Source organism: Amorphus sp. 3PC139-8 (genome assembly GCF_040750475.1).
Lineage (GTDB): Bacteria > Pseudomonadota > Alphaproteobacteria > Rhizobiales > Amorphaceae > Amorphus.
The window spans coordinates 1-22,722 of sequence record NZ_JABJVY010000006.1 but is presented as its reverse complement, the minus strand read 5'-3'; the positions used below and the strand labels follow the sequence as shown (position 1 = coordinate 22,722).

Annotated in this window: 17 protein-coding genes; 12 read left to right on the top strand and 5 right to left on the bottom strand. The window is 63.6% G+C overall.

The features are described 5' to 3' along the window. Positions 1 to 2: 2 nt before the first annotated feature. Positions 3 to 452 carry a hypothetical protein gene (locus HNS03_RS07635; protein ID WP_367194230.1) on the bottom strand — a complete coding sequence of 150 codons (450 nt, stop codon included), beginning with the start codon at positions 450 to 452 and terminating at the stop codon, positions 3 to 5. A gap of 581 nt (positions 453 to 1,033) precedes the next feature. On the opposite strand from HNS03_RS07635, the gene HNS03_RS07630 reads away from it, so the two are divergent. Further along, positions 1,034 to 1,411, top strand: a complete 378-nt coding sequence (locus HNS03_RS07630) for an MliC family protein (RefSeq protein WP_367194228.1) — start codon at positions 1,034 to 1,036, stop codon at positions 1,409 to 1,411. A gap of 24 nt (positions 1,412 to 1,435) precedes the next feature. Here the strand turns inward: HNS03_RS07630 and HNS03_RS07625 are convergent, their stop codons facing one another. Continuing rightward, positions 1,436 to 1,888, bottom strand: coding sequence for a GFA family protein (locus HNS03_RS07625; RefSeq protein ID WP_367194226.1), 453 nt, complete (start codon positions 1,886 to 1,888; stop codon positions 1,436 to 1,438). Positions 1,889 to 1,968: 80 nt separating this feature from the next. Here HNS03_RS07625 and HNS03_RS07620 point away from each other — a divergent pair, with 80 nt between their 5' ends. Beyond that, positions 1,969 to 2,574, top strand: a complete 606-nt coding sequence (locus HNS03_RS07620) for a VC0807 family protein (RefSeq protein ID WP_367194224.1) — start codon at positions 1,969 to 1,971, stop codon at positions 2,572 to 2,574. 109 nt (positions 2,575 to 2,683) lie between these two features. Then, positions 2,684 to 3,259, top strand: a complete 576-nt coding sequence (locus HNS03_RS07615) for an HXXEE domain-containing protein (RefSeq protein WP_367194223.1) — start codon at positions 2,684 to 2,686, stop codon at positions 3,257 to 3,259. Between the two features lie 19 nt (positions 3,260 to 3,278). Here the strand turns inward: HNS03_RS07615 and HNS03_RS07610 are convergent, their stop codons facing one another. The 3 genes from HNS03_RS07610 to HNS03_RS07600 form a co-directional block, all read right to left on the bottom strand. Continuing rightward, positions 3,279 to 3,521: a DUF333 domain-containing protein gene (locus HNS03_RS07610; protein WP_367194222.1), complete on the bottom strand. Its 243-nt coding sequence runs from the start codon at positions 3,519 to 3,521 to the stop codon at positions 3,279 to 3,281. 72 nt (positions 3,522 to 3,593) lie between these two features. Next, a complete protein-coding gene (locus tag HNS03_RS07605) occupies positions 3,594 to 4,340 on the bottom strand; it encodes a sulfite exporter TauE/SafE family protein (RefSeq protein WP_367194220.1) in 747 nt (248 codons plus the stop codon). 105 nt (positions 4,341 to 4,445) lie between these two features. Beyond that, the gene (locus HNS03_RS07600) at positions 4,446 to 4,937 is read right to left on the bottom strand and encodes a GFA family protein (RefSeq protein ID WP_367194218.1); all 492 of its coding nucleotides are present in this window, start codon (positions 4,935 to 4,937) and stop codon (positions 4,446 to 4,448) included. Positions 4,938 to 5,139: 202 nt separating this feature from the next. Here HNS03_RS07600 and HNS03_RS07595 point away from each other — a divergent pair, with 202 nt between their 5' ends. The 9 genes from HNS03_RS07595 (at position 5,140) to HNS03_RS07555 (ending at position 22,619) form a co-directional block, all read left to right on the top strand. Next, a complete protein-coding gene (locus HNS03_RS07595) occupies positions 5,140 to 6,216 on the top strand; it encodes an amidohydrolase family protein (RefSeq protein WP_367194216.1) in 1,077 nt (358 codons plus the stop codon). Further along, on the top strand, positions 6,213 to 7,310 hold the full coding sequence (locus tag HNS03_RS07590; RefSeq protein WP_367194214.1) for an amidohydrolase family protein: 1,098 nt from the start codon (positions 6,213 to 6,215) through the stop codon (positions 7,308 to 7,310). The genes HNS03_RS07595 and HNS03_RS07590 overlap by 4 nt, the downstream gene beginning before the upstream one ends. Beyond that, entirely contained in the window at positions 7,307 to 7,786 is a 480-nt protein-coding gene (locus tag HNS03_RS07585) for a Rieske (2Fe-2S) protein (protein WP_367194213.1), read from the top strand. Before HNS03_RS07590 ends, HNS03_RS07585 begins: the two co-directional genes overlap by 4 nt. Before the next feature lie 165 nt (positions 7,787 to 7,951). Next, on the top strand, positions 7,952 to 8,434 hold the full coding sequence (locus HNS03_RS07580) for a chemotaxis protein CheW (RefSeq protein ID WP_367194212.1): 483 nt from the start codon (positions 7,952 to 7,954) through the stop codon (positions 8,432 to 8,434). After that, positions 8,415 to 9,761: a CheR family methyltransferase gene (locus HNS03_RS07575; protein WP_367194210.1), complete on the top strand. Its 1,347-nt coding sequence runs from the start codon at positions 8,415 to 8,417 to the stop codon at positions 9,759 to 9,761. Before HNS03_RS07580 ends, HNS03_RS07575 begins: the two co-directional genes overlap by 20 nt. Continuing rightward, positions 9,754 to 10,380 carry a chemotaxis protein CheW gene (locus tag HNS03_RS07570; protein ID WP_367194209.1) on the top strand — a complete coding sequence of 209 codons (627 nt, stop codon included), beginning with the start codon at positions 9,754 to 9,756 and terminating at the stop codon, positions 10,378 to 10,380. Before HNS03_RS07575 ends, HNS03_RS07570 begins: the two co-directional genes overlap by 8 nt. Further along, on the top strand, positions 10,377 to 12,473 hold the full coding sequence (locus HNS03_RS07565; RefSeq protein WP_367194207.1) for a methyl-accepting chemotaxis protein: 2,097 nt from the start codon (positions 10,377 to 10,379) through the stop codon (positions 12,471 to 12,473). The genes HNS03_RS07570 and HNS03_RS07565 overlap by 4 nt, the downstream gene beginning before the upstream one ends. Before the next feature lie 4 nt (positions 12,474 to 12,477). Further along, the gene (locus HNS03_RS07560) at positions 12,478 to 14,691 is read left to right on the top strand and encodes a response regulator (RefSeq protein WP_367194206.1); all 2,214 of its coding nucleotides are present in this window, start codon (positions 12,478 to 12,480) and stop codon (positions 14,689 to 14,691) included. A gap of 887 nt (positions 14,692 to 15,578) precedes the next feature. Continuing rightward, entirely contained in the window at positions 15,579 to 22,619 is a 7,041-nt protein-coding gene (locus HNS03_RS07555; RefSeq protein ID WP_367194204.1) for an autotransporter domain-containing protein, read from the top strand. Positions 22,620 to 22,722: the final 103 nt, after the last annotated feature.

The following is a 22,722-nucleotide window of genomic DNA, read 5'->3' as shown; positions in this document are numbered from 1 at the left end:
GCTCAGCGGTAGCCGGCGTCGGTGATGGCCTGGTTGCAGCGCTTGCCGACCGAGGGCTGGGCCTTCAGCAGGCACTTCAGGATCGAACCCTTCTGGACGAAGCCGACGCTGCCGCCCTGCGTCAGGCTGCAGAGCTGCTGGGCGTCCCGGTTGCAGACCTGGGTCACCGCTTCCTGGGCGGCGTGGCGCTTCTGCAGGAGATCATAGACCCGAACATAGTCGACCTTGCACTGGGCCGAGATCTTCGAGGCGTTTTCCTGCAGGCACTTCTGGATGCCGAAATTTCCGATGTTGGCGTTCTTGCAGTAGGTCTGAATGTCCTTGCCGCAGCTCTGCGCCAAAATGCGAATTGCCTCGGCGTAGCCCACGGTCTGGGCGCTGGCTTGGGGCGCGGTGCCCGCAAGCGCCAGAAGCGCGGCAAATGCCGCAGCAATCAGTTTCAGGCGATGCATGAAGTCCTCCCAGTTCACGGAGATGAAATGGCGAACGGGTGGGATGGCCCCGATACCCGCCCCTGTTTCGCCACAAAGCAGACTTGCTGAGCCGGTTCAAGCGAAACCGGCTCAAGCTCTTGCGCCTTCGCTCCGAAACGGTCGGAATTTCCAGTTTTTTCCAAATATTTGAGTCTTTCCTAACCTGAGCGAGACGGTTTTCGCGCCGCAACATTCCCGGTTGATTCGGAACAAACGAAACCTGAGACGGGGCATCGGCCTGCCGAATGCTGGGTTCCATTGCCGCAGAGGACGACGGGGGCGAGGAGGACTGGAGACGGGGTGCCGGATACGTCGTGCACCGTCGAATTTTTCTGCTTTCAAAAGGCGTTCTGTCACGCAAGTGTCGTGCGCGCGTCGCTCTGACGGCTTCGACGCACCCGTTCTCTCGGACGACACGTCGACGCTCTACGCGGACTTCAAAGCCCGTTCTCTCGGGACGGCGGCCGATGCTGGTTGCCACCCATGGCCTTTCGGGCTGGAACCGGATATGCCGAGCAGGACCGATCGCACCCGTTTCGACTGGGAAAGGGAGGACACCTATGCCCGCGCCGCTACTGGCTTTTCTCGTTGTGCCGCTGCTCGTTATCGCCGGGGCGGCGAACTCGGCAAGCGTGTCGGACACATCCGCCACGATCTCCATCACCGTTCCGGGTGCCGACGACGTCTCGCGGGAAAAGGTGAGCTATGACTGCGGCAAGCAGACCGTCGCGGTGGAATATGTCAATGCCGGCAACGTCTCGCTGGCCCTCCTCACTATCGGCGACGAGTTCGTGGTGGCGTCCAACGTCATTTCCGCCTCGGGTGCGCGCTACACCGGCGGGCGTTACGAGTGGTGGAGCAAGGGCTCCAAGGACGCCACGCTGACCGATCTCATGACGGACGACCAGACGCCGGTGGTCTGCACGGCCGCCTTCTGAGCCAGGGCGGCAACGCGGAGGGTGTCAGGCCCGCGCATCCGCGTAGGCGGAAATCAGGTCTCCGAAGCTCTCCATGGGCGGGAATTGCTCGAAGCTGAACCGGGCAGGGGTGGTCACCCAGGCGAGCTTTTCGCTGGTGCAGGTCTCCACGAAGGGGGCAATCCATTCCGTGTCATCGAACATAGTCGCGCGAAGGTTGATGAATTCGTCGAGCCCGTCGGGGAGCGTGTAGAGCCAGCTCAGGCAGTGGCCGCAATGATGGTGCCGGTGGACGCCGTGCTGCCCGCCGATGACGGTTTCGCCCTGGAGCAGCTCGAACGCGCTGCGCGCAAACAGCGCGCTCAGCGAAAAAGCGCTGGCCGTCATCCGCTGGCAGCCGGTGCAGTGGCAGGCCATGGTGATGATTTCCGGTCCCGTGGTTCGAAACCGCACGGCACCGCAGCGGCATCCCCCGTCCCGAACGGGTTCGTTCGACATAGCCTGCTCCTTTGCGGCAAAGTCGACAGAGACGGGACAGGTGGTAGCGCAATTCGCCGTCTTTGAGGAGCAGCCGGACCATGAAAAAGGACCTGATCGTCAACGTGGCGCTGCCCTACGCCACCTATCTCCTGCTGCACCACGTTCTTCATCAGTCGACGGTCACGTCGCTCGCCGTCGGCGCGGTGTTTCCCATCATCTCCATTATCGTGACGTCGCTGGTGGAACGCCGCGTGCAGGCGATCGGCATCGTGGTGCTCACCGCGACGCTCGCCTCCATCGCCGGGTCGGTCTTTCTCGACAGCCCGACGCTGCTGTTGGCGAAAGGCTCGCTGATCACCGGCGTCATCGGCCTGGTCTTCGCCGGCTCGCTGCTGGCCCCGCGTCCACTGGTCTTCTACATCGTCACCGGCGAGACGCCGGAGATTCACGAAGAGGCGGATGCGCTCTGGAAAAGCGTGCCGCGCTATCGCCGGATCATGCGCACGATCACGATCGCCTGGGCGGTTGCGTTGCTGCTGGAAGCAAGCCTCCGGCTGATCTTGATTCCCTTGTTGCCGATCGAAGTGTTCCTGCCGATCAGCGAGACCATGTGGGTGGTGTTCTTTATTCCTATGATCGCGTGGAGCCGCTGGTACGGAAAACGGGAGGTCGAGAAACTCCAAGCCGGTGGCGCGGCGGCATAACCAGGAAGTCTCCGAGGCAGTCCGCGCATTTCAATAGGCATCAAGCTGGCGGATTCGGTATCTTCTGCCTGCCGATCCGGGTTGCCGGAGATGGGTGCGGAGGCGTCGGATGTCGTGGGATTGGTTCAAGCGCAACTGGATGTCGACGGGCTTCGTCGCGGGCCTGTTTCTTCTCGCTGTGACACCGTTGTTTGCGGCCGACGTCGGCCGGCCGTTCCTGCTCGTGTTCCTGCAGCTTCCGATTTACATGCTGCACCAGCTCGAAGAGCATGCCGGTGATCGGTTCCGCCGATATCTGAACGAGACTATGGCCGGCGGACGGGAGGCGCTGACGACGCCGGCGGTCGTTCTGATCAATGTCGGCGGCGTCTGGGGCGTCGATCTGGCGGCAATCTATCTGGCGCGCTTCGCCGCGCTCGGGTTCGGCCTGATTGCCGTTTATCTGACTTTGGTGAACGCCATCGTTCATATCGTCAGCGCGCTGGGCCAGCGGCGCTATAATCCCGGGCTTGCGACGGCCATCGTCCTGTTTCTGCCGGTCGGGATCGCCGCGCTCGTTTCCGTGTCCGGCCAGACCGGCGTCACGGCGACGCAACATGGTATCGGGCTCGGAATTGCGATTCTGATCCATGTCGCGATCGCCGTGCACGTAAAGCGCCGGGCCGCGCAACTCGCCACAGCTTAAAAACCGCCTCCGGGTCGCCCTATTGCGGATGGTCGCGCCGATAGAGCTCCCATTCGTCGATTCGTTCGCCGCTCGGCAGGACGCAGTCGTTGGATTGGCCGGCCGCCGTCGTGACCGGGACAAGCTCGCCGCCTTGTTCCGTGCAATAGACCGATGCCGGGTTGGCGAGGCCCGCCTTGGGCGTTGCGGGTGCCTCGCTCGTTGGGCTGCAGGCGACCGGAAGCGGGGCGGCAAGAGCAATCAGCAGCAATTTCCAACGCATTGTCGTCCTCCGGATGTTCCGTCACATCGCCGTGCACGGTAGCGGCTGACGCGCGAACCACCAGCCTCGATTTCAACGTAGCAGGAAGAAGGCGGTGAGGATCAGCCCGAGCCCCGCCACGACCACGCGCAGCAGCGTATCGGGAACCCGGCGCACGATGTGGCCGCCGAGATAGCCTCCGGTCAGCCCACCCGCCAGCACCAGCGGAGCGGCAACCCAGTCGACGTAGCCGGACATGGATAACGGGATCACGGCGATCGAATTGATGCAGAAGGCGAACAGGTTCTTCTTGGCGTTGGCGCGGTGCAAATCGCCGCCGAAGGTCGCCGTCAGAACCGCAAGCAGCATGAATCCCATGCCGGCGCCGAAATAACCGCCGTAGAACCCGACCGCGAGCGTCAGGCCGGCCGCAACGCCGGTGCGGGCGTTGTCCGGCAAGAGCTGCGTCATGACGGCGGCGAGCCGGCGCCCGAGCAGGATGGCGGATACCGCGATCAGGAGCAGGATCGGCACGACGGCCAGGAAGGCTTTTTGCGATCCGCTGATCAGAATCAGGGCACCCGTAAGCGCACCGATCAGCGCGGGAAACAACGTGAGTGCCAGCACCCGCCGATCGGCAAACAGCTCGCGGCGATAGTGCCAGGCCGGCGGCAGCGTGGCCGGCCAAAGCGCGACGGTTCCGGTCGCGTTCGCCGCCAGCGGAGAAAGCCCCGACGCCAACAGCAGCGGAAACACGAACAGCTTGGCGCCACCAGCGGCGGCGTTGACGATGCCGCCCGCCACGCCGGTCGCGAAGAAGAGAAGGATTTCGTGCAGCATCTCCAGCCCGTGAGGCTTTGCCCGTTCCCGATGGGATGCCAGGAGTATCGGGGCGCAACGCCGCTGTCGAGTTGGCGGGCCCGCAGAGAGCTGCGGCCAAAGCCGTCAGGGCCGGCCGACCATCTCTGACCATCGGGCGCGCAGGGCAGGCAGGTCGGGAGCCCCCTCGAACAGGAGGGTGCCGTCGTCGGGCAGGGACACCCAGGGCTGCCGGCTGGCGGTGAAAACGTGGCCGGCCGGCATGAGCCAGGACCGATCGTCGAGCGTGCCCGGTTTCACCACGATGGCGGCGCCGCCTTGGACCTGATGGGTCAACCGGTCGCCGCAACTCGGACAAAAGACGGCATCAAGGGTCCGGCCCGAGCCGCCCAGATGGGAGTAGGTGGTCGAGGGGCCTTCCAGGGTGATCCCCTCGGCTGGCACATGGAGCGAGGCCCCGAACGCGCTGCCGGACTGCTTTTGGCAGGTGGTGCAATGGCAAAGATAGAAGGTCAGCGGCGCAGCCGTGATCCGGTAGCGCAGGCTGCCGCATTCGCACCCGCCTTCGATCGGCAGTTCGGGCAGCTCGACACGAGAAACCGCATTCGTCGTCGCCATGATCTGCCTTTGTTCCTGTTGGTTCGCGCTCGTTCGCAGCCGTCCGACAGCCTGGTGCGGTGCGGGTATTCATCACAAGAATGCTAATCGCGACAACGGTTTTCGCAAATCATGTGGTTCTGAGGGGCGGGGTCCGGACGTACCTTTTGGGGAAGCCAGAGAGCGGACCGAACGTCCGCCGCGCAGGCGATGAGGAAACGACGTGCCTACGGACCCTGAACTACGCATTGATGCCGATTTCCATCTTCCGCAGGCGGAGATGGATGCGTTGCTATCATATCTCGACGACTATTGGCGCCTCCAGCTCGTTGATCGCGAGCTGTCGTCGGCGCCGTTCCGGTTGAGTTCCTATCCGCCGAATTCGCCGCTGACCCGGAATCCGGCCTACGAAGGTGTCGGCGTATCGGAGGCGCTCGATCGGTTCGGAACGACGGTTGCGGTCGCGTCCATGCTGCATGGCGGTGTCGCACTCCACAATCCGGACATGCGTGCCGTCCTGCTGAGTGCGGTCAACGACTATGTCGCGAAGGTCTGGCTCGATACGGAGCCGCGCCTGCGCGGGTCTATCTACGTCTCCGGCGAGGATCCCGCCGCGTCGGTGGCGGAGATCGAGCGCCTTGCCGGCGACAGGCGCTTTGTCCAGGTGCTGATGCTCGCCATGCAGCCGGTCCACCATGGCAACCGCTTCTATTGGCCGATCTACGAGGCGTGCGAACGCCACGGACTGGCGCTCGCCATCCATGCCGGCGGGCTCTACCGGCTGCCGCCCAACGTCTCCGGCTGGCCGTCCTATCAGTTCGAAGACTACGTCATGCAGTCGATGGTCTTCGAAAACATCCTGACCGGCTTGATCGGGGAGGGGGTATTCCACCAATTTCCGGATCTGAAAGTGGTGTTCCTGGAAAGCGGATTCGCCTGGCTGCCCACGACGTTATGGCGCAACGACAAGACTTGGCGCGGCGTGCGCCAGGAAGTGCCGTGGCTCGATCGCAAGCCGTCCGAGATCATGGCGGGCCGGGTGTTTCTGGCCCTTCAGCCGGTCGATCCGGACCCGGAGGCGCTGGCCCAGACGCTGAAGCACATCGGCGGTACCGAGATGCTGCTTTATTCCACCGACTTCCCGCATCGGCAATTCTCCGGCCCCGACCCGCTTCCGAGCGGGCTGCCGGAGGAGTCCCGTCCCGGGATCCTGGCGGGCAATGCGCTCAAGGCCTATCCGCGTCTGCGTGCCGATCCGGCGCTCAGGCGGGCGGTGGAAAGCCTGGAGGAGGCGAAATGAACCAACCCCTGCGTGAAACGGACACCGCAGCGCGGCTATCCATCGTCGACTGCGACATCCATCCGGTCCAGAAATCGCAGAAAGCGCTCTATCCTTATCTGGAAGCGCGCTGGATCGATCATATCGAGACCTTCGGCCCTCACATTCGCCAAGCGCTTGTGGGGCAGCTCTCCTATCCGCGCATGAGCGCGAACGGGATGCGCGTCGATGCCAAACCCGACGACGGGCCACCCGGCTCCGACCTTCAGATGCTGCGCGATCAGCATCTGGACCCGCTCGGGATCGAAATCGGCAATCTGATTTCGCTCGGACGTGGCGGCATGGAGGAGCGCAATCCGGATCTATCGGCCGCCATGGCGCGGGCGGTGAACGATTGGCAACTCGCCGAATGGGTGGAGCCGGAGCCACGGCTGCGCGCCGGAGTGGTGGTGCCGCAGGACAATCCGGAGGCCGCCGTAGCCGAAATCGAGCGCCGCGCCAGCGATACGCGCTTCGTTCAGGTGATCATGTCGACCCGGCCGAACGAGACGCTGGGCGCGCGCAAATATTGGCCGATCTATGCTGCGGCCGCGGAAGCCGGGCTTCCGCTCTGCCTGCACCCGGCGGGCTACTCGTCCGGCAAGCCTTCCACCGGGACCGGATGGCCGAGCTTCTATTTTCAGGAGCACTACACGTTCGTTCCCGGCGCCCAGGCGCTCGTCTCCAGCCTGGTGATCGAGGGCGTGTTGGAGGCTTTCCCAAAGCTCAAGATCGCCATCATCGAAGGCGGCTTTTCGTGGGCACCGGCGCTGGGCTGGCGCATGGACCGGCATTTCGAGACCTTCCATCGCGAAGTTCCGCACCTCAAGCGCAAGCCGTCGGAGTACATGAAGGACCATTTCTGGTGGGCGACGCAGCCGATGGAGGAGCCGGCAACGGCCCAGCACATCGTCGATGTCATCGACTGGATCGGGTGGGACCGGCTTCTCTATTCGTCCGACTATCCGCACTGGGATTATGACGATCCCTACCGGATCTTCCGTTTTCCAATCGACGAGGGTGACCGCCGCAAGGTTCTCGGCGACAACGCCCGCACGCTCTACGGTTACGCATGACCCGATATGTCGTTGCAGAAGCCGACGCCTTCCTGGAAGGAGAAATCCGCCGGGTGGAGGTCGCCGGCCGGGAAATCTGTCTTGTGCGCGCAGGCGATGAGTTCTTCGCGCTGATGGATCGCTGTCCGCATGGCGGTGCCCGCCTGTCCGGAGGGCGCCTCGGTGGAGCCGTGGAAAGCGACGGGCCGGGCCACTACCGGCTCTGTCGTCGCGGAGAGATGCTGAAGTGCCCTTGGCACGGCTGGGAGTATGACGTGCGGACCGGACAGTCCTGGAGCGATCCCGCCTCCACGCGCACCCGTGCCTACGCCACTCGGGCTGTTGCCGGCGGCGAGCTGGTCAAAGGGCCTTATGTCGCCGACACCGTCCCAATCGAGGTCGAGGGGCGCTATGTCGTGGTGGAGCTGCCGGATTCGTCGCGACGTCGGGCGGCGGCTCCAGGATCGGAAAGCAGGAAAACCTCAGAAGCGAGGTGAAACGGTCGCCGCGATTGCTGAACGAGGAAACCAGCGTCGATCTTTCGTCCTTCGCGAACTTCTGTTGTCAGACCGTACCAGTTGGCGTTGAATACCCGTCCTAAAGAGTCGCTTTGATAGATTAGACAAAAATAATAAGCGGCTGCCGAGCGATGGGACGAAGCGATGCCAACTGGCGACGTGTCGGTTTTGCCGTTTCAGGTGGCGCAATACAGGTTTGCGCTGCCCATCGATCAGGTTCGCCGGGTCGATGCGATAGTCGAACCGGCACCATTGCCTGGCGCGCCGGATCCCGTCATCGGCCTGGTATCGGTTCATGGCGACGCGGTCCCATTGGTTGATCTTCGGCAGCGGTTGAGAGCGCCCGAGCAAGGGCTGCGCCGGAGCGATCATATGATTCTGACCCACGACGGCGAGCGCGAGATTGCGCTGCGCGTCGACACGGTCGAACCGGTTGTCGTCATTGCCGCCGACGCCATCAGCCCGCCGACGGCTGCTTCCACGGAGCTTCCGCATATCCAAGGGGTGGGCACGACCACCGGCGGTCTCCTGCTGATCTACGATCTGGCGCAGTGCCTCGCTCCGGAAGAGCGTGACATGCTTGCCGACGCTCTCGCTGCGAGGGATCATGATCCGTCAGCGGGCTGACCTTGCCGATTTCGAGGTCGTTGTCCGGGATCGCCTCGGTCTCGATCCGGCCCGCGCGGGTCACGCTCGTCTCGTCCGCGCCCTCGGCGCCGCAACACTTGCCGCCGAGACGGAATCGCCGTCGGCGCTGTTACAGGCGCTTCGGGAGCAGCCGATTTGGAGCGCCCCCTGGCAGGCGGCCATTTCGCACCTGACGATCCGGGAGACGTCTTTTTTCCGTCAGTGCGATTGGATCTACGCGATCCGCGACGAGATCCTGGCCCCGTTGATCGAGCGTCGGCGGTCCGCCGGCCATCGCTTTGTTCAGGTGCTGAGCGTCGGGACCGCGTCTGGCGAGGAAGCCCATACCCTGGCCATGCTGCTCCACATGTTGACGGTCGGCAGCCGGGAGCGCTGGCGGCTGCAAGTGGTGGGCACCGACCTGTCGCAGGAGGCGTTGGATCGTGCCCGTCTCGGGCGCTACCGCCCTCGGGCCATCCGGGAAGTCCCGTCGCATCTCCGTCTGCGATACTTCACTGAGGCGGAGGGCGAGGACGTCCAGGTGGTGCCCGTTATCCAGAATCTTACGCGCTTCGGGACGCTCAATCTCGCAGATTGGAAAGAGGCGGATGTTCCGATCCACGAGCGAGGCTACGATCTGATCCTGTGTCGCAATGTCTTGATGTATCTGACCGAGCCGGCCCGGAACCAGGCTCTGAAGAAACTTGCGGATCTGCTTGCACCCAATGGCTGGATGATGCTGTCGCCCGCGGAATCGAACGTCGATATTTCGCAGAAATTGAAGCGGGTAAGTCTCGGGCCGCTTCTCGCCTTCTGCCGCGCCGACGCCATGCCCAGTACGTCGCCTGAGCGCTCGCCAGAGGCTCCCGCTCCAGCAATCCGTGCGCAGCGGGGGACGATCTCAGATCGCGCTCCGGGTTCGGTCATCCAGCGGCCGCCGGAGCCGGAGACAGTCCCGTCGCGACAACCGACGCAGGAACAGGCCGACGCGGGACCCGAGCAGGTTTCCAGCGGATCGCTCGACACCTCCTTCCTTCTCGATGCGGCGACCAATGCGGAAGCGGTGGACGCCACTGCGAAAGCCGTCTCGCTGCTTCGTCGAGTGCTCTATCTTGAGCCCGAAAATGCCGAAGCGCATTTCCGCTTGGGCGGATTGTTGCGGCGGACCGGACGGGCGGAGCAAGGTCGCCGGCACGACCGTACCGCGCTTGCCTGCCTTAGCGAGCGATCGGACGAGGAGTTTCTGAGACCGGGCCACGAGATCCGGATTAGACAAGTCAAAAAAGCGCTGGCCAAGCGACTGGGACAGGGAATTGCCGATGGGTGAAGCCGACGATCCGACAGAAGCCGCCGACTTCGATTGGGCTGCGGCGCGGGCGCGGATCGAAAGGCTCGGGGAGCCGCGCCAGCAGGACGACGCCGAGGTCCTGCGCCGGCGCGCCAAGCGCCTTGCTGACGCGCGGCCGCGTTCGGACATCGAAGGGCCGTCGCTTGAGGTCCTTCGGTTCGAGCGATGCGACGTCCGATACGCGCTGCCGTCGCTGCAATGCGCGGAAACGGTGCGGACCGAGGGGGCTCTGCAGGTGTTGCCTTCGGTGCCACCGTTCGTGCTCGCGGTGATGCTGAATCGGGGAAAGGTGACGCCGATCCTCGAGACGAAATGGTTTCTGGACGGGGAGGGGGATGCAACGATGCCTGCGTTCGCAGTCGTCGCCAATATCGATCGCGCGGTCTTCGCGCTTGCCGCTGACGCGGTGCTGGGAGTGGAGCGGATTCGGCGACCGGCCGAGCCAACGGCATCCTCCGTGTTCGGCGCGCATTTCGTGACCGGGATGACCGACGATCTCGCCACCGTGCTGGATCTGGTCGGGCTTGCAGGAGACGCCCGCTTCCGGATTGATCAACAAGCCGAAATGCGAACGACCCACACGGAGGCCGGCGCATGAGGCGCTTCCGGAAGATGACGCTTCTGATGTCGGGCGCCTTCGTCGTCGCCTTGACGCCGGCGGTCATCGTTGGCGTGGGATCCAGCACGTCGATGCGGACGCTGCTTCTGGACGAGACGCTTGCCGGTTATCGCTCCGATGCGGTGCAGCTCGCCGGTCGATACGACGATTTCGTCGGCGAATATGTCCACATGCTAACCACCTCAGCGCGCCAGCTTGCATATGTCGACCTTGCCGATCGCGATGCCCTGCAGGCCTTTTTGGAGCGCCAGGCGGGCGCGTATCCGGCGTTGAACAACGGCGTGTTAATGACGTTGCCGAACGGGCAGGCGATCGCATCTTCGACCCAAAGTCCGGGTGCCGAACTGCCGAATTTCGGGGATCGCGCCTGGTTTCAAGACGCGCTCGCCGAACGCAAGCCGATCGTGGACAGGGACATCATCGTGTCCCGGCTGAACGATCGTCTGGTGCTTGCGATTGCCGCCCCGGTCTTCTCTCCGATTGGAGACCTGAAAGGGGTGGTGTCGGCAGGCTTGAAACTCGATGCGCTCGCCGGTCTCGCCGAGAAGGTGAGTTTGGATGGCGGTGGTCTGGTTGATGCCGCCACCGGTGATGGGGTTGCGCTGGTGAGCGCAGACCGAGAGTTGGTGCGCTCGCGCTACAGCTATGCCCCGAGCGAGATTTGGCGGGACATGAGTGAAAGCCCGACCGGCGTAATCCCGAGCTATGAAAGCATTGAGGGTGAAAACCGGCTTGCCGGTTTCGCAACGGTACCCAGCACCGGCTGGAAGGTCTGGGTGAGCCGTTCGCACGACGCACTGGACGATTTGATTGAGCAACCCTACGCATTCGCCGCCCTCTGGGGGGCTCTGGGCGTTCTCGGTGGACTGGCGCTGGCCTATTTCGCCTCCGTCAAGCTGACCCGGCCGATTACGCATCTGCGCGACGTGGCGCTGGCTGTCTCCAACGGTGAGCTGGAGCGAAAAGCGACGCCGGGCGGCGCGCGGGAGATCGCCGAGCTCGCCGAAGCCGTCAACACCATGTCGGACAGCCTGAGCAAGCGCATCGCGGCGGAAACGGCGCAACGACAAAGCCTTTCGGAAACGGTTGCCGAGTTCGGCCAGCTCGCACGGCGCGTTGCCAGCGGCGACCTGACCGTGCGGGTCAACAAAGCCGGTATCGAAGAGCTCGACCTGCTTGGCAACGCCCTCAACGATATGACGGCGGCTCTGGAGCGCATGGTCGGCGAAATCGCCGAAGCGGCGGCCGGTCTTTATTCCGCTTCGGCCGAAATTCTCGCGGCGACCACGCAACAGGTTTCGGCGACCGCGGAGGAGGCATCTGCGGTGCGCGAGACCGTGACCACGGTATCGGAAGTGAAACAGACCGGTACGCTTGCCATGGAGAAGGCGAGGGCCGTTGCGGACGCCGCGAAACGGGCGGCGGACGTCGCCCGGGACGGGCGCGAGGCCGTCGATACGACGATTGCCGGAACCTACGAGGCCAAGGCGCGGATGGAGACGTTGTCGCAGAAGATCCTGGTCTTCATCGAACAGGCCGAAGCGATCGCGGAGATCAACGCCTCGGTGAATGAACTTGCCGAACAATCCAACCTGCTTGCCGTCAACGCCAGCATCGAAGCCGCACGCGCCGGAGAGGCGGGCGTTGGGTTCGCGGTCGTCGCCAACGAAATCAAAGCGCTGGCCGATCAGTCCAAGGCGGCCACCCGGCAAGTGCGCGGTATCCTGATGGAGATTCAGCGGGCATCCCAAAGTGCGATGCTGGCGGCCGAGCAAGGGGTTCGTGCAGCCGACGAAGGGGTCGAGATCGCCAACAAATCCGGCACCGCGATTTCTCAGCTTGCCGCAAGCGTTAATGAAGCGGCCCAATCGGGGCAGCAGATTTTGGCAACCAGCCAAGAGCAACTGGCCGGCATGGACCAGATTGCAGAGGCGATGCAGAATATCGAAGAGTCGTCCAATCAGACCGTGGCCGGCACTCGCCAAGTGGAGCGTGCGGCAACGGATCTGAACGATCTCTCCAACCGCCTCAACGATCTCGTGTCTTTTGCCAAGGGCGGACGCGAAAACTGAGCCGATGGACGAACGCAAGCGACGCCTTCGAGAGCGATTGCTGGTCACTTTCAAGGACGAGGCGGCTGATCATCTTCAGACGCTGCGAACCCTGTTGGAAACCGGGAGCGGCGAGCAGGGCTGGCTCGAACGGAGCTTTCGGACCGTCCACACGCTGAAAGGCGCCGCGCGCTCGGTGGGGCTCGACGAGATCGAAACGACCTGTAGCCAACTCGAAAATCGCCTCAGTCAAGCGCGGGCCGCCGGCCAGAGCGCCACGCCCGACCTGGAGGCGCAGGTTCGAACGACGATTACCCAGATCGAACGGCAGTTGGCGCGTTTGGCCGAACCGGAAGCCTCACACCCCGACGTGCCGCATGCGCAGCCGGCGGCGCGACCGCCGCGGGTAGCGCCGGAGGAGACACGCCCACCAGAGCGATTTCAGGAAGAGGGCGAAAGCGGATCTGCGGGTAAATCGGAGCGCTCCGGCGGCACAGGCGAACCGATGACAGCCGTTCGGCAAGACGCCTCGCATGCGGCCGGCGCGCCGCTCGTTCGAGTGCCGGCCGACGACTTGGACAAGCTGCTTGCCGCCACCGAGGAATTGCTGCCGCTCACGGCCGAGATGCCCCGCTTTGCGGCCGAGCTGCAAGAACGCCGGGGCGAGATCACCCGCATCCGCCGAACGATCCGGCAATGGGACGATGGAGGGGGCACATCCGTCAAATCGGATCTGGAGACGCGTCTGCGCGAGATCGAGCGCGTGGTCTCCGAGCTTTCGCGCAGTATCCTGTCCCAATCGCGGACGCTGACCCAGACCTACAACACGATCGTGGCCCAGGGCCGGCAGATCCGGCTGGTCCCGGTCTGGACAGTGTTCGGAGGACTTGCGGGAACGGCGGAAGATCTCGCGGCGACGCAGTCGAAGGAGATTGCGGTCACCACGAAAGGCTTCGACATCGCCGTCGACCGCCGGATTCTCGAAGCGCTCAAGGATCCGCTGCTGCATGCCATCGGCAATGCGATCGATCACGGCATCGAGACGCCGCAAGAGCGGCGATCCCTGGGCAAACCGGTGCCGGCATCGGTGTCGCTGTCGGTGCGATCTCTGGACGATGGTCGGGTGGAGTTCTGTCTTCGCGACGATGGTCGCGGCTTCGATCTTGAGAAACTGAAGCAAGCGGCAATCCGACTGCGGATCGCGGATCCTTCCACGATCAATGGGCTCGCGGAGAGCGAGCAAGTCGAGTTGGCCTTTCGATCCGGGCTTTCGACCAGCGCGATGGTGACCCAGGTATCCGGACACGGGCTCGGCCTGGCGATTCTACGCGACCGGGTGGAGGATTTGAAAGGCACCGTACAGGTGCACTCGGTGACCGGCGGCGGCGTGACGCTCACGCTCGCCGTACCGGCGTCGATCGCGGTGTTCCGGGTGTTTCAGGTGCGCGTCGGGGCGCGAACGTTCGCAATTCCGGTTGAGAGCGTGGTCGGAGCGGCCCGAGTGTCGGCCGACGCCGTAGTCGAGACCGCATCCGGTCCAAGTGCGTCGTTGCACGGCGAAGCCGTTCAGCTCCTCGATCTCGCCAGCCTTTTGGGCGTCGAGAAACCGGCCGATGAAGAGGAGCGGGCACACCGGCAAGTGGTGGTGGTGAGCGTGCTTGACCGGCGGCTGGGTCTGTTCGTTGACGATATCGAGGGGGAAGTGGAGGTGCTGTTCAAGCCGTTCCAGCCGCCGCTCGTCCGCGTGCGCCATGTCAGCGGGATCGGCGTATCCGGGACCGGGGTCATGCTCCCGATCCTGCGTATTTCGGACGTGGTGCGCGGTTGGTCGACCGGTGCGCTTCGGCCTGGGCCGGCCGGCAAGCAGGAGCGCAGACAACAGGTCGCGCTCGTGGTGGACGATTCCATGACCACACGGGTCATGGAACAGCATCTTCTGGAGGCTGCGGGCTATGCGGTCATCCTGGCGGAAGACGGGGTCGAGGCGCTTGAAGCTCTTCGCTCGCGTACGATCGACTTCGTGGTCTCCGATATCGACATGCCGCGAATGGACGGGTTTGAGCTCACACGTAAGATCCGCGAGGACGAGCGGTTGGCGGATCTGCCCGTCGTTCTGTTGACGGCACTCGAAAACCGTCAGGACAAGCTGAAGGGCATGGAGGCGGGCGCGAACTCCTACATGACCAAATCGGATTTCGATCAGACCCGGCTACTCGATATCCTTGCCCGCCTGCTGTGAGAAAGCTGCGATCTGAGCGTTCGACATTCGCTCGCGCCTGCGCTTGATCCCGCCTTAGCAGCGAAAATGGCACTCTACTATAGCGTTCAATTCTTTATTCGTACACAATCTATAACTTCAGATCGAGAATCTTGATTGATTCCGGTCGAGCCAGCTCAATTTTCACGAGCTGAAATCAAGTTCTCCACATAGTAGGATTTGAACAAAAGCCGATTGGCACCATCATAAGTTTTATAAATTAGAAAAATCTTATATTATAAGCTAAGAAATTAGTATTCATAACTTTTATAATCTGCCATTTAGGATGCGTGTTTGGCTATAATGTGGCGTCTGACCTAAAATAATTGGTCAAATTCACCAAAAAGCTATTGGTTTCCAGAAAAAAATTTGACTGTCGCCTTTGCGTCTTAATTGACACATGCCTCGTAAAAAATAGGGGGGTTTCCGTCTCGGTTTTATTGCGCCGTTGCGTTTGGTGTCAGTTGCACCGTCATACTCCTGTCAACTTTCGCAAAAAGTGCCGCATGTGGGCTGAAACGGACAGGCTGACCCTGGCTCCGCGTCCATGAGACGCCGCCAAAGGGTGAGTGGATCGATTTGGGGGCAATATGAAATTGAGCGGATTCGTTGCGTCGGCCGAGCGCCGCGGACTGTGCCTGTCAGGTTGCGTCAGCCTCAAGGGTCCGGCCGGCTTCGGGGCCGAGGGGCGGGGCTCACGGGCGATGCAGCGGCGGATGGTCGGCTTGCGCTTGGCGCTGTTGTCCGGTGTGGCGCTTCCGGCCCTCTTTTTCGCGGGGCTTCCCGTATCCGCCCAGAGCTGCAGCACTTCTCTCAACGCGTCTGAAACGATTGGATCGGGGCAAAGCTGCGATTACAGGCCGAATTCGTTGACAGTCGGGGACTTCGGAACCGGCGATCTCACGATCGAGGACGGGGGCACGGCTATTGTCGGCTCATCGAACTCCGGGGCGGGCACTTTTCTTGGCGTGGGTTCGAACACGGCCAGCGGCACCATTACGGTCACCGGCGAAAACTCCAAGCTGACAAGCTACAACGCATTGTTTGTTGGCCAGGATGGAACCGGCACGCTTAACGTCCTGGACAAGGCAGCCGTCCAGACCGGACAGACCCGGATTGGCGCCAACGCCGGTGCGAGCGGCCAAGCGACTGTGAATGGCGGTGGATCGCAGTGGACCAACAACAATCAGCTCTATGTCGGATATGACGGCGCCGGCGAGCTGACCGTTTCCAACGGCGGCAAGGTCAGCAGCTACGGCGGCTATCTCGGCTATCACTCGAAAGACGCGCATGGTAGCGCGACGATTACCGGCGGAAACTCGACCTGGGATGCCGGCAGCTCCTATTTTTATGTTGGAAACCTCGGAACCGGCTCGCTGGCGATCGAAGAGGGCGGCAAGCTTACCAACGGCAATGACGGGTTCGTCGGCAACAATCCGAACAACACCAATGTCAGCCTCGTCAGTATCTCGGGAACCGGGTCGAGCTGGGAGAGCGGGGGAACCCTTTATATCGGGGCCGGAGGCAGAGGGTCACTTTCGGTCACAGGCGAAGGGCAGGTTTCAGCCGACTCCATCACGCTCGGCCAGGGCAGTGGCGGTGTTGGCCGAGTGATCCTTTCAGGGGCCGGCTCCAAGTTGAGCTCCGCAAACAACATTCTCGTTGGTGATTATGGTCTCGGTTCGCTGACTGTCAGCACCGGGAGCGAGGTCAGCGTGAACAGTGGTACCGGCACGATCACGCTCGGCAACCAGGGCAACGGAGACGGCATCCTCAATATCGGTGCGGAGGCCGACAAAGACGCGGCTGCGCTTGGAACGCTGTCCGCCTCGGTCGTGAAGTTCGGGGCTGGAACAGGAACGCTCGTCTTCAACCACACTCAGACCGGTTCGGGCTACTCCTTCACGCCGATGATCAGCGGCGGAGCGAGTTCAAAAAGCGCGGAGATCGTACAAGCCGGCGGCCATACGATCCTTTCCGGCGACGTATCCGGATATGGTGGCAAGACGACGGTCTCGGGTGGCACACTGACGCTGCCGGGCAGCATTGGCGGCGGCGATATCACCATCGAAACCGATGGAACCTTCGTTTTCGATCAGGCGACCAATCTTGGTTTTGCGAACGTTATTTCCGGTGCCGGCGCATTGGTGAAGACCGGTGCCGGAACGACCGGGCTCAATGGGGACACATCGGGCTTCACCGGATCAGCGACAGTGTCGCAAGGTATCCTGACCGCCACGAAAGCCTTCAACGCCAGCAGCTACGACATCGCGTCGGGGGCCGTTCTCATTCTCGATCAGTCGACGGATCAGACCTACGCTCCGACGATCACCGGCGCCGGCAAGCTCATGAAAGTGGGTGCCGGCACGGTCACTCTAAACGGTGACGGCTCCGCCTTTACCGGCGAGACGGCCATCGACATTGGTCCTCTGAAGATCACCGGCAAGCATTCCGGAAGCACGGTCTATGTCGCCTACGCCAACGGCAACACAGCGAGCCTGATCGTCGAGGGACGTGATGCCGTTCTGAAGAACACAGGCGGAACTTTCCGCATCGGTGTGTTCGGCGACGGCGAAGCTACGATCAGCGGCGGCGCGCGCCTCGAGACCGCTGGCTTTACGATCTCGCGGACGGCGCAGGAATCCGGCGACTACGGCAGCGGCAAGATGACCGTGACCGGAAAGGATACGGTCTGGACGTCGTCCGCTGGCGGTCAGATCGGCTTTGACGAGGATTCGCTAGGCGAACTCATCATTTCCGATGGCGCCCAGGCGACGATCTCCAACACCGGCATCTATGTCGGCGGCCAGGGCTCCGTTCGGGTCACAGACGCGGGGACGAGCCTGACGACGACCAATCCAGTCGATCCTGAGGTTGGCGCTTGGTTCGACGTTTCCGGCGGCGGCACGGCGAGCATCGAGGCCGGTGCCAGCCTGTTGACCGACGGAATTTACGTATCGTCCGCCGGCACCGACCTTTCCACGATGACGATCACGGGACCCGACACAGAGGTTTCGGCGATCGTTCGCGTCTATGTTGGCGGCCAGAGCGGTAATCCCGGCAGTGGCAATGGCGCGCTGACGGTCTCCGATGGGGCGGCGGTCACAACGGCAACCGGCGGCGTCGGCATGGACCCGGGCTCCACAGGGACGATGGTGCTGACGGGGGGCAACTCGAGCTTTTCCGCCGAGGCAAACCCGGACGTCAACGCGCTCGGCAATTTCTACGTTTCCTATGGTGGCACCGGTACGCTCACCCTGTCTAACGGGGCGGCGCTTTCTGCGGACAACGAGGTCCGCATTGCGAGGGTGGCAAGCGGCGCTGGTACGCTCAACATCGGTGCGGCGGCAGGCGATCCGGCGATGGCGGCACCCGCCAGCCTCACCGCCAAAGCGATCGCGTTCGGCGATGGGACAGGAAAGCTCGTCCTCAACCACACCGGAACTTTCGGCCTGACGCCTGACATCACCGGAAACGGCTCCATCGACCAGTACGCCGGAACGACCGTCCTCTCCGGTGATGGTTCGGGCTTTACCGGTGCCACTACGGTTGACGGCGGGGATCTGCGGATCACGAACGCGTTCGGCAGCAGTTCCGGCTATATCGGCGACGTGTCGGGTAGCAACGGCACCGTTACGGTGGCCGGAGCCGACGCATCCTGGACCAACACCGGCGCTCTCTACGTCGGCAACGACGGTGTGGGCAATTTCAGCCTCCAAAATGGCGGGTCGGTTTCCAACGGCGTCGGCGTACTCGGCTACTGGCTCGGTTCGACGGGCAGGGCGAGCGTGCGCGGCTCGGGCGGGTCGGGCACCGCCTCAAGTTGGACGAACAATGGCGACTTCTATGTCGGTTCGTCGGGCCAGGGCTTTCTCAAGATTATGAACGGTGGCCAGGTCTCCGTTACCGGAGGCTCCAGCGGCTACATCGGTTACACGCAACAAGGCACCGGCGAGGTGACCGTGACCGGTGCGGGCTCGGCGCTGATCGTAAGCGACGCCCTTCGGATCGGCGAGACGGGCGTCGGTACGCTGACGATCGCGGACGGCGGTCGCGTCGTGAACACGTCCGCCTACATCGGCTTCACCAATGGTCCGGCAACCGACGGCACGGTCACGGTCACGGGGGACGGATCGACTTGGGAGAACAAAAAAAATCTCTATGTCGGTCTCGGCGACACCGGGAAGCTGACTGTCGCCGACGGCGGCGTCGTTTCCGCCAATTCCGGCACCGGAATTGTGAGCCTCGGCTACTATAGCACCGGTGACGGCAAGGTGAATATCGGCGCGGTTTCGGGGGATCCGGCGGTCGCGCCGGGAACCATCGATGCGGCGGAAATCCGCTTCGATGCCGGCGCCGGGACGCTTGTGTTCAACCACACCGGGACGGACTATCAATTCGCGCCGAACATCACCGGTGGTTCGGGCCTTTCCGCTACCATCGAGCACCTTGCCGGGACGACGCTTCTTTCCGGAAACGGCTCGAGCTTTGCCGGCGAGACCAAGGTCTCAGGCGGCACGCTTCTGGTGACCGGCTCGTTGGGTGACGAGACGTCCACGGTGACGGTGTCGTCGGGCGGGACGCTTGGCGGCTCCGGCACGGTCGGCGGGGCGGTGACGGTCGATGGAACACTGTCGGCAGGCACCAGCCCGGGTATGCTGACCATCGGCGGCGATCTGACGATGCAAACCGGATCGACCAGCGCGTTCGAGCTGTCGTCGCCCGGCATCGTCGGCGGGTCGAACAACGATCTCGTTTCCGTCGGCGGCAACCTGACCTTGGCAGGGACGCTGCAGGCGAGCGTTGCGTCGGCCGGCTACTACCGGCTGTTCGACTATGGCGGCTCCTTGTCCGGCGCGTTCGGCTCGACCAATGTGACGGGTCTGCCCGGTGCATCGGTCGACGTCCAGACGGCGATCGACGGACAGGTGAACCTCGCTGCCCTGGGGCCGGGCCAGACGATGCAGTTCTGGGACGGGGTCGACGCAACCGGCGACGGTACGGTCGAGGGTGGCTCCGGAACCTGGAGCGCGAGCAACACCAACTGGACCGGTGCGCCCGGCCAGGCGGAGATCAACGGGGCCTGGGCATCCTCGGTCGGCGTGTTCATGGGCTCGGCCGGTACGGTCGCCGTATCCGACACCCAGGCCTTCGATACCCTCCAGTTCAAGACCGACGGCTATCTTCTGACCGGCGGATCCCTGGCCTTTGCACCTGCGACCGGCTCGGCCTCGACGATCAATATCGACGGGGGTGTGACCACGACGGTGGCTTCCACGCTGACCGACGGCTCCGCAACCCGGCTGGTGAAGCAGGGGGGCGGCACGCTGATCCTGTCGGGCGCCAGCACCTACACCGGCGGAACCGAGATTGCGGCCGGAACGCTTCAGGTGGGCAACGATGCAGCATTGGGTGAGTCCTCGGGCGGCCTGACGCTCGCCGGCGGCGTGTTTGCCACCACCGGATCGTTCACCTCCGCGCGCGCCGTCGACCTTGCCGCCTCCGGCACAATCGTCCCGGCTTCCGGGACGACGCTGGAGCTGGCGGGTGTGGTCTCGGGTTCCAGCCCGCTGATCAAGCAGGGCGAAGGAACGTTGGTCTTGTCCGGGGCCAACAGCTACAGCGGCGGAACGCAGATCGATGCGGGCACGCTGCAGGTCGCCTCTGACTCCAATTTGGGTGACGCGTCGGGTGATCTGACGGTCGCAGGCGGTACACTGCAAACGACGGGATCGTTCACGTCGGCTCGTTCGGTCACGCTTGCGCCGACGAGCACGCTGACTCAGGCTTCCGGCACGACGCTGGAGCTCACAGGTGTGGTGTCTGGAGCCGGGGCGTTGCGGAAAGACGGGGAGGGGACGCTCACCCTTTCCGGCACTAATACCTATACCGGCCCGACCCAGGTGGCGGCGGGGCGTCTCGTCGGCAACACAGCGTCCATCATGGGCGGCGTCGAAAACGCCGCGACGGTGGAATTCGCTCAAGGCGTGGACGGCACTTTTGCCGGCGATATCGGCGGGCTCAACGGCACCGATGGCGCCATGGTCAAGTCCGGTGTGGGCACGCTGACCCTCGCCGGCACCAGCACGCTCGACTGGTCGGTCCTGGGCGGAAGCCTCGTCTCCACCACAGATCTGTTCCTGGGCAACGTGATGGTCGGTTCCGGCACCTCGCTGGTCTTCGACCAGAACTTCGACGGTGACTATGCCGGCGCTGTGACCGGTTCCGGTGACGTGCTCTATACGGGCGGCGGCGAGGTGACGCTGACGGGAGACAACTCCGGCTACACCGGCGAGACCACCGTGGAGAACTTCACGCTGACCTTGTCCGGCACGCTGGGCGGAACCCTGCTTCTGGGCAATGGCGGCTCGCTTGCCGGCAACGGCACCGTCGGTTCCACCATCGTCAGGTCCGGCGGCATGATCACGCCGGGCAACTCCATCGGCTCGATCACTGTCGCAGGCGATCTGCTCTTCGAGGCTGGTTCGACTTACCAGGTGGAGACCGAGCCGGGTGGCACCGACGCCGATCTGGTACACGCGACCGGCACGATCACCATCGAAGGCGGTCAGGTGGCGCATATCGGCTTCGACGGCAACTATGCGGGCGCGGCGAGCTACACAATCCTCTCCGCGGACGGCGGCATCACCGGCACCTTCGCCGATGTCTCGTCGACCCTGGCCTTCCTTGATCCGAGCCTCGACTATGCGTCGAACGCGGTCTACCTCACGCTTGTGCGCAACGACGTGGACTTCACCGCGGTGGCCGAGACGCCGAACCAGACGGCAACCGCGGCGGCGGTCGATGGGCTGGGCACGGCCAACGACATTTATCGGTCGGTGGTGACGCTCGATGCGGCCGGGGCGCGCCAAGCCTACGACGCGCTTTCAGGTGAGATCCATGCGAGCCTGAAAACCGGCTTGGTGGAAGATTCCCGCATCGTCCGCGAAGCCGCCTTGTCGCGGGTACAGGCGGCTTTCTCCACGCTGGGCGGCGAAGGTAGCACGGCGATCGCCTATGGCGGCAACGGTGCGATTGCCGAACCTGCGCCGGTCGACCAGTCGTTTGCGGCCTGGGGACAAGTATTCGGGTCTTGGGGCTCAAGCGATGGCAACGGCAATGCGGCCAAGCTGGATCGTGATACGGCAGGCTTCCTGGTGGGTGGCGACGCTGCGGTCGGCGGCTTTGGGCGGGTCGGCTTCCTGACCGGCTACCAGTCCTCGACCTACCAGGCCGATGCTCGCGCCTCGAAGGCGGATGCCACGAGCTACCATCTCGGCCTTTATGGCGGGACGGACCTCTACGGCCTCAATCTCCGAGGCGGCGCCTCCTATACTTGGTCCGATATCGACACCGCGCGGACGGCCGCCTTCCCGGGCTTCTCGCAATATCTGACCGGCTCGACCAATGCGGGTACGAGCCAAGTGTTTGGCGAAGCGGGCTATGAGGTTGGCACCGGATGGGCGGCGTTCGAGCCGTTTGCGGGCCTCGCCTATGTCAGCGTGTCGACCGACGCCTATGCGGAGAGCGGAGGATCGGCCGCTCTCTCGGTTCAGAGCGACACCACCGAGGTGACCTATTCCACTGTGGGTGTCCGTGCCTCGGCGACGATCCCGATGTCGCTCGCTTCCGCCCAGGCGAAGGTCACCGGCCTCCTCGGGTGGCGTCACGCCTTCGGCTCGTTGGATCCGACGGCAACCAACGCCTTCGCCGGCGGCTCCGCCTTTACCGTGGAGGGGGTCCCGATTGCGGAGGATGTGGCCGTGGTTGGCGCCGGGCTTGAGTTCGATCTTGGCGCAGTGCCAATGCGGGGGATCTCGGGCGCTACGCTCGGCGTCTTCTATGACGGGCAATTCGGCTCGGATCTCGTCGACAACGCCGCCACCGGCCGTCTGACCATCGAGTTCTAGAGCGTGTCATTTTGTGACGGAAGCGTATCCTGCGTTTTGGAAGTAGTTGGCGCATTCGTCGGATGGGATGGTCTGGACGAGATGCCCGACGTGACGCCATGTG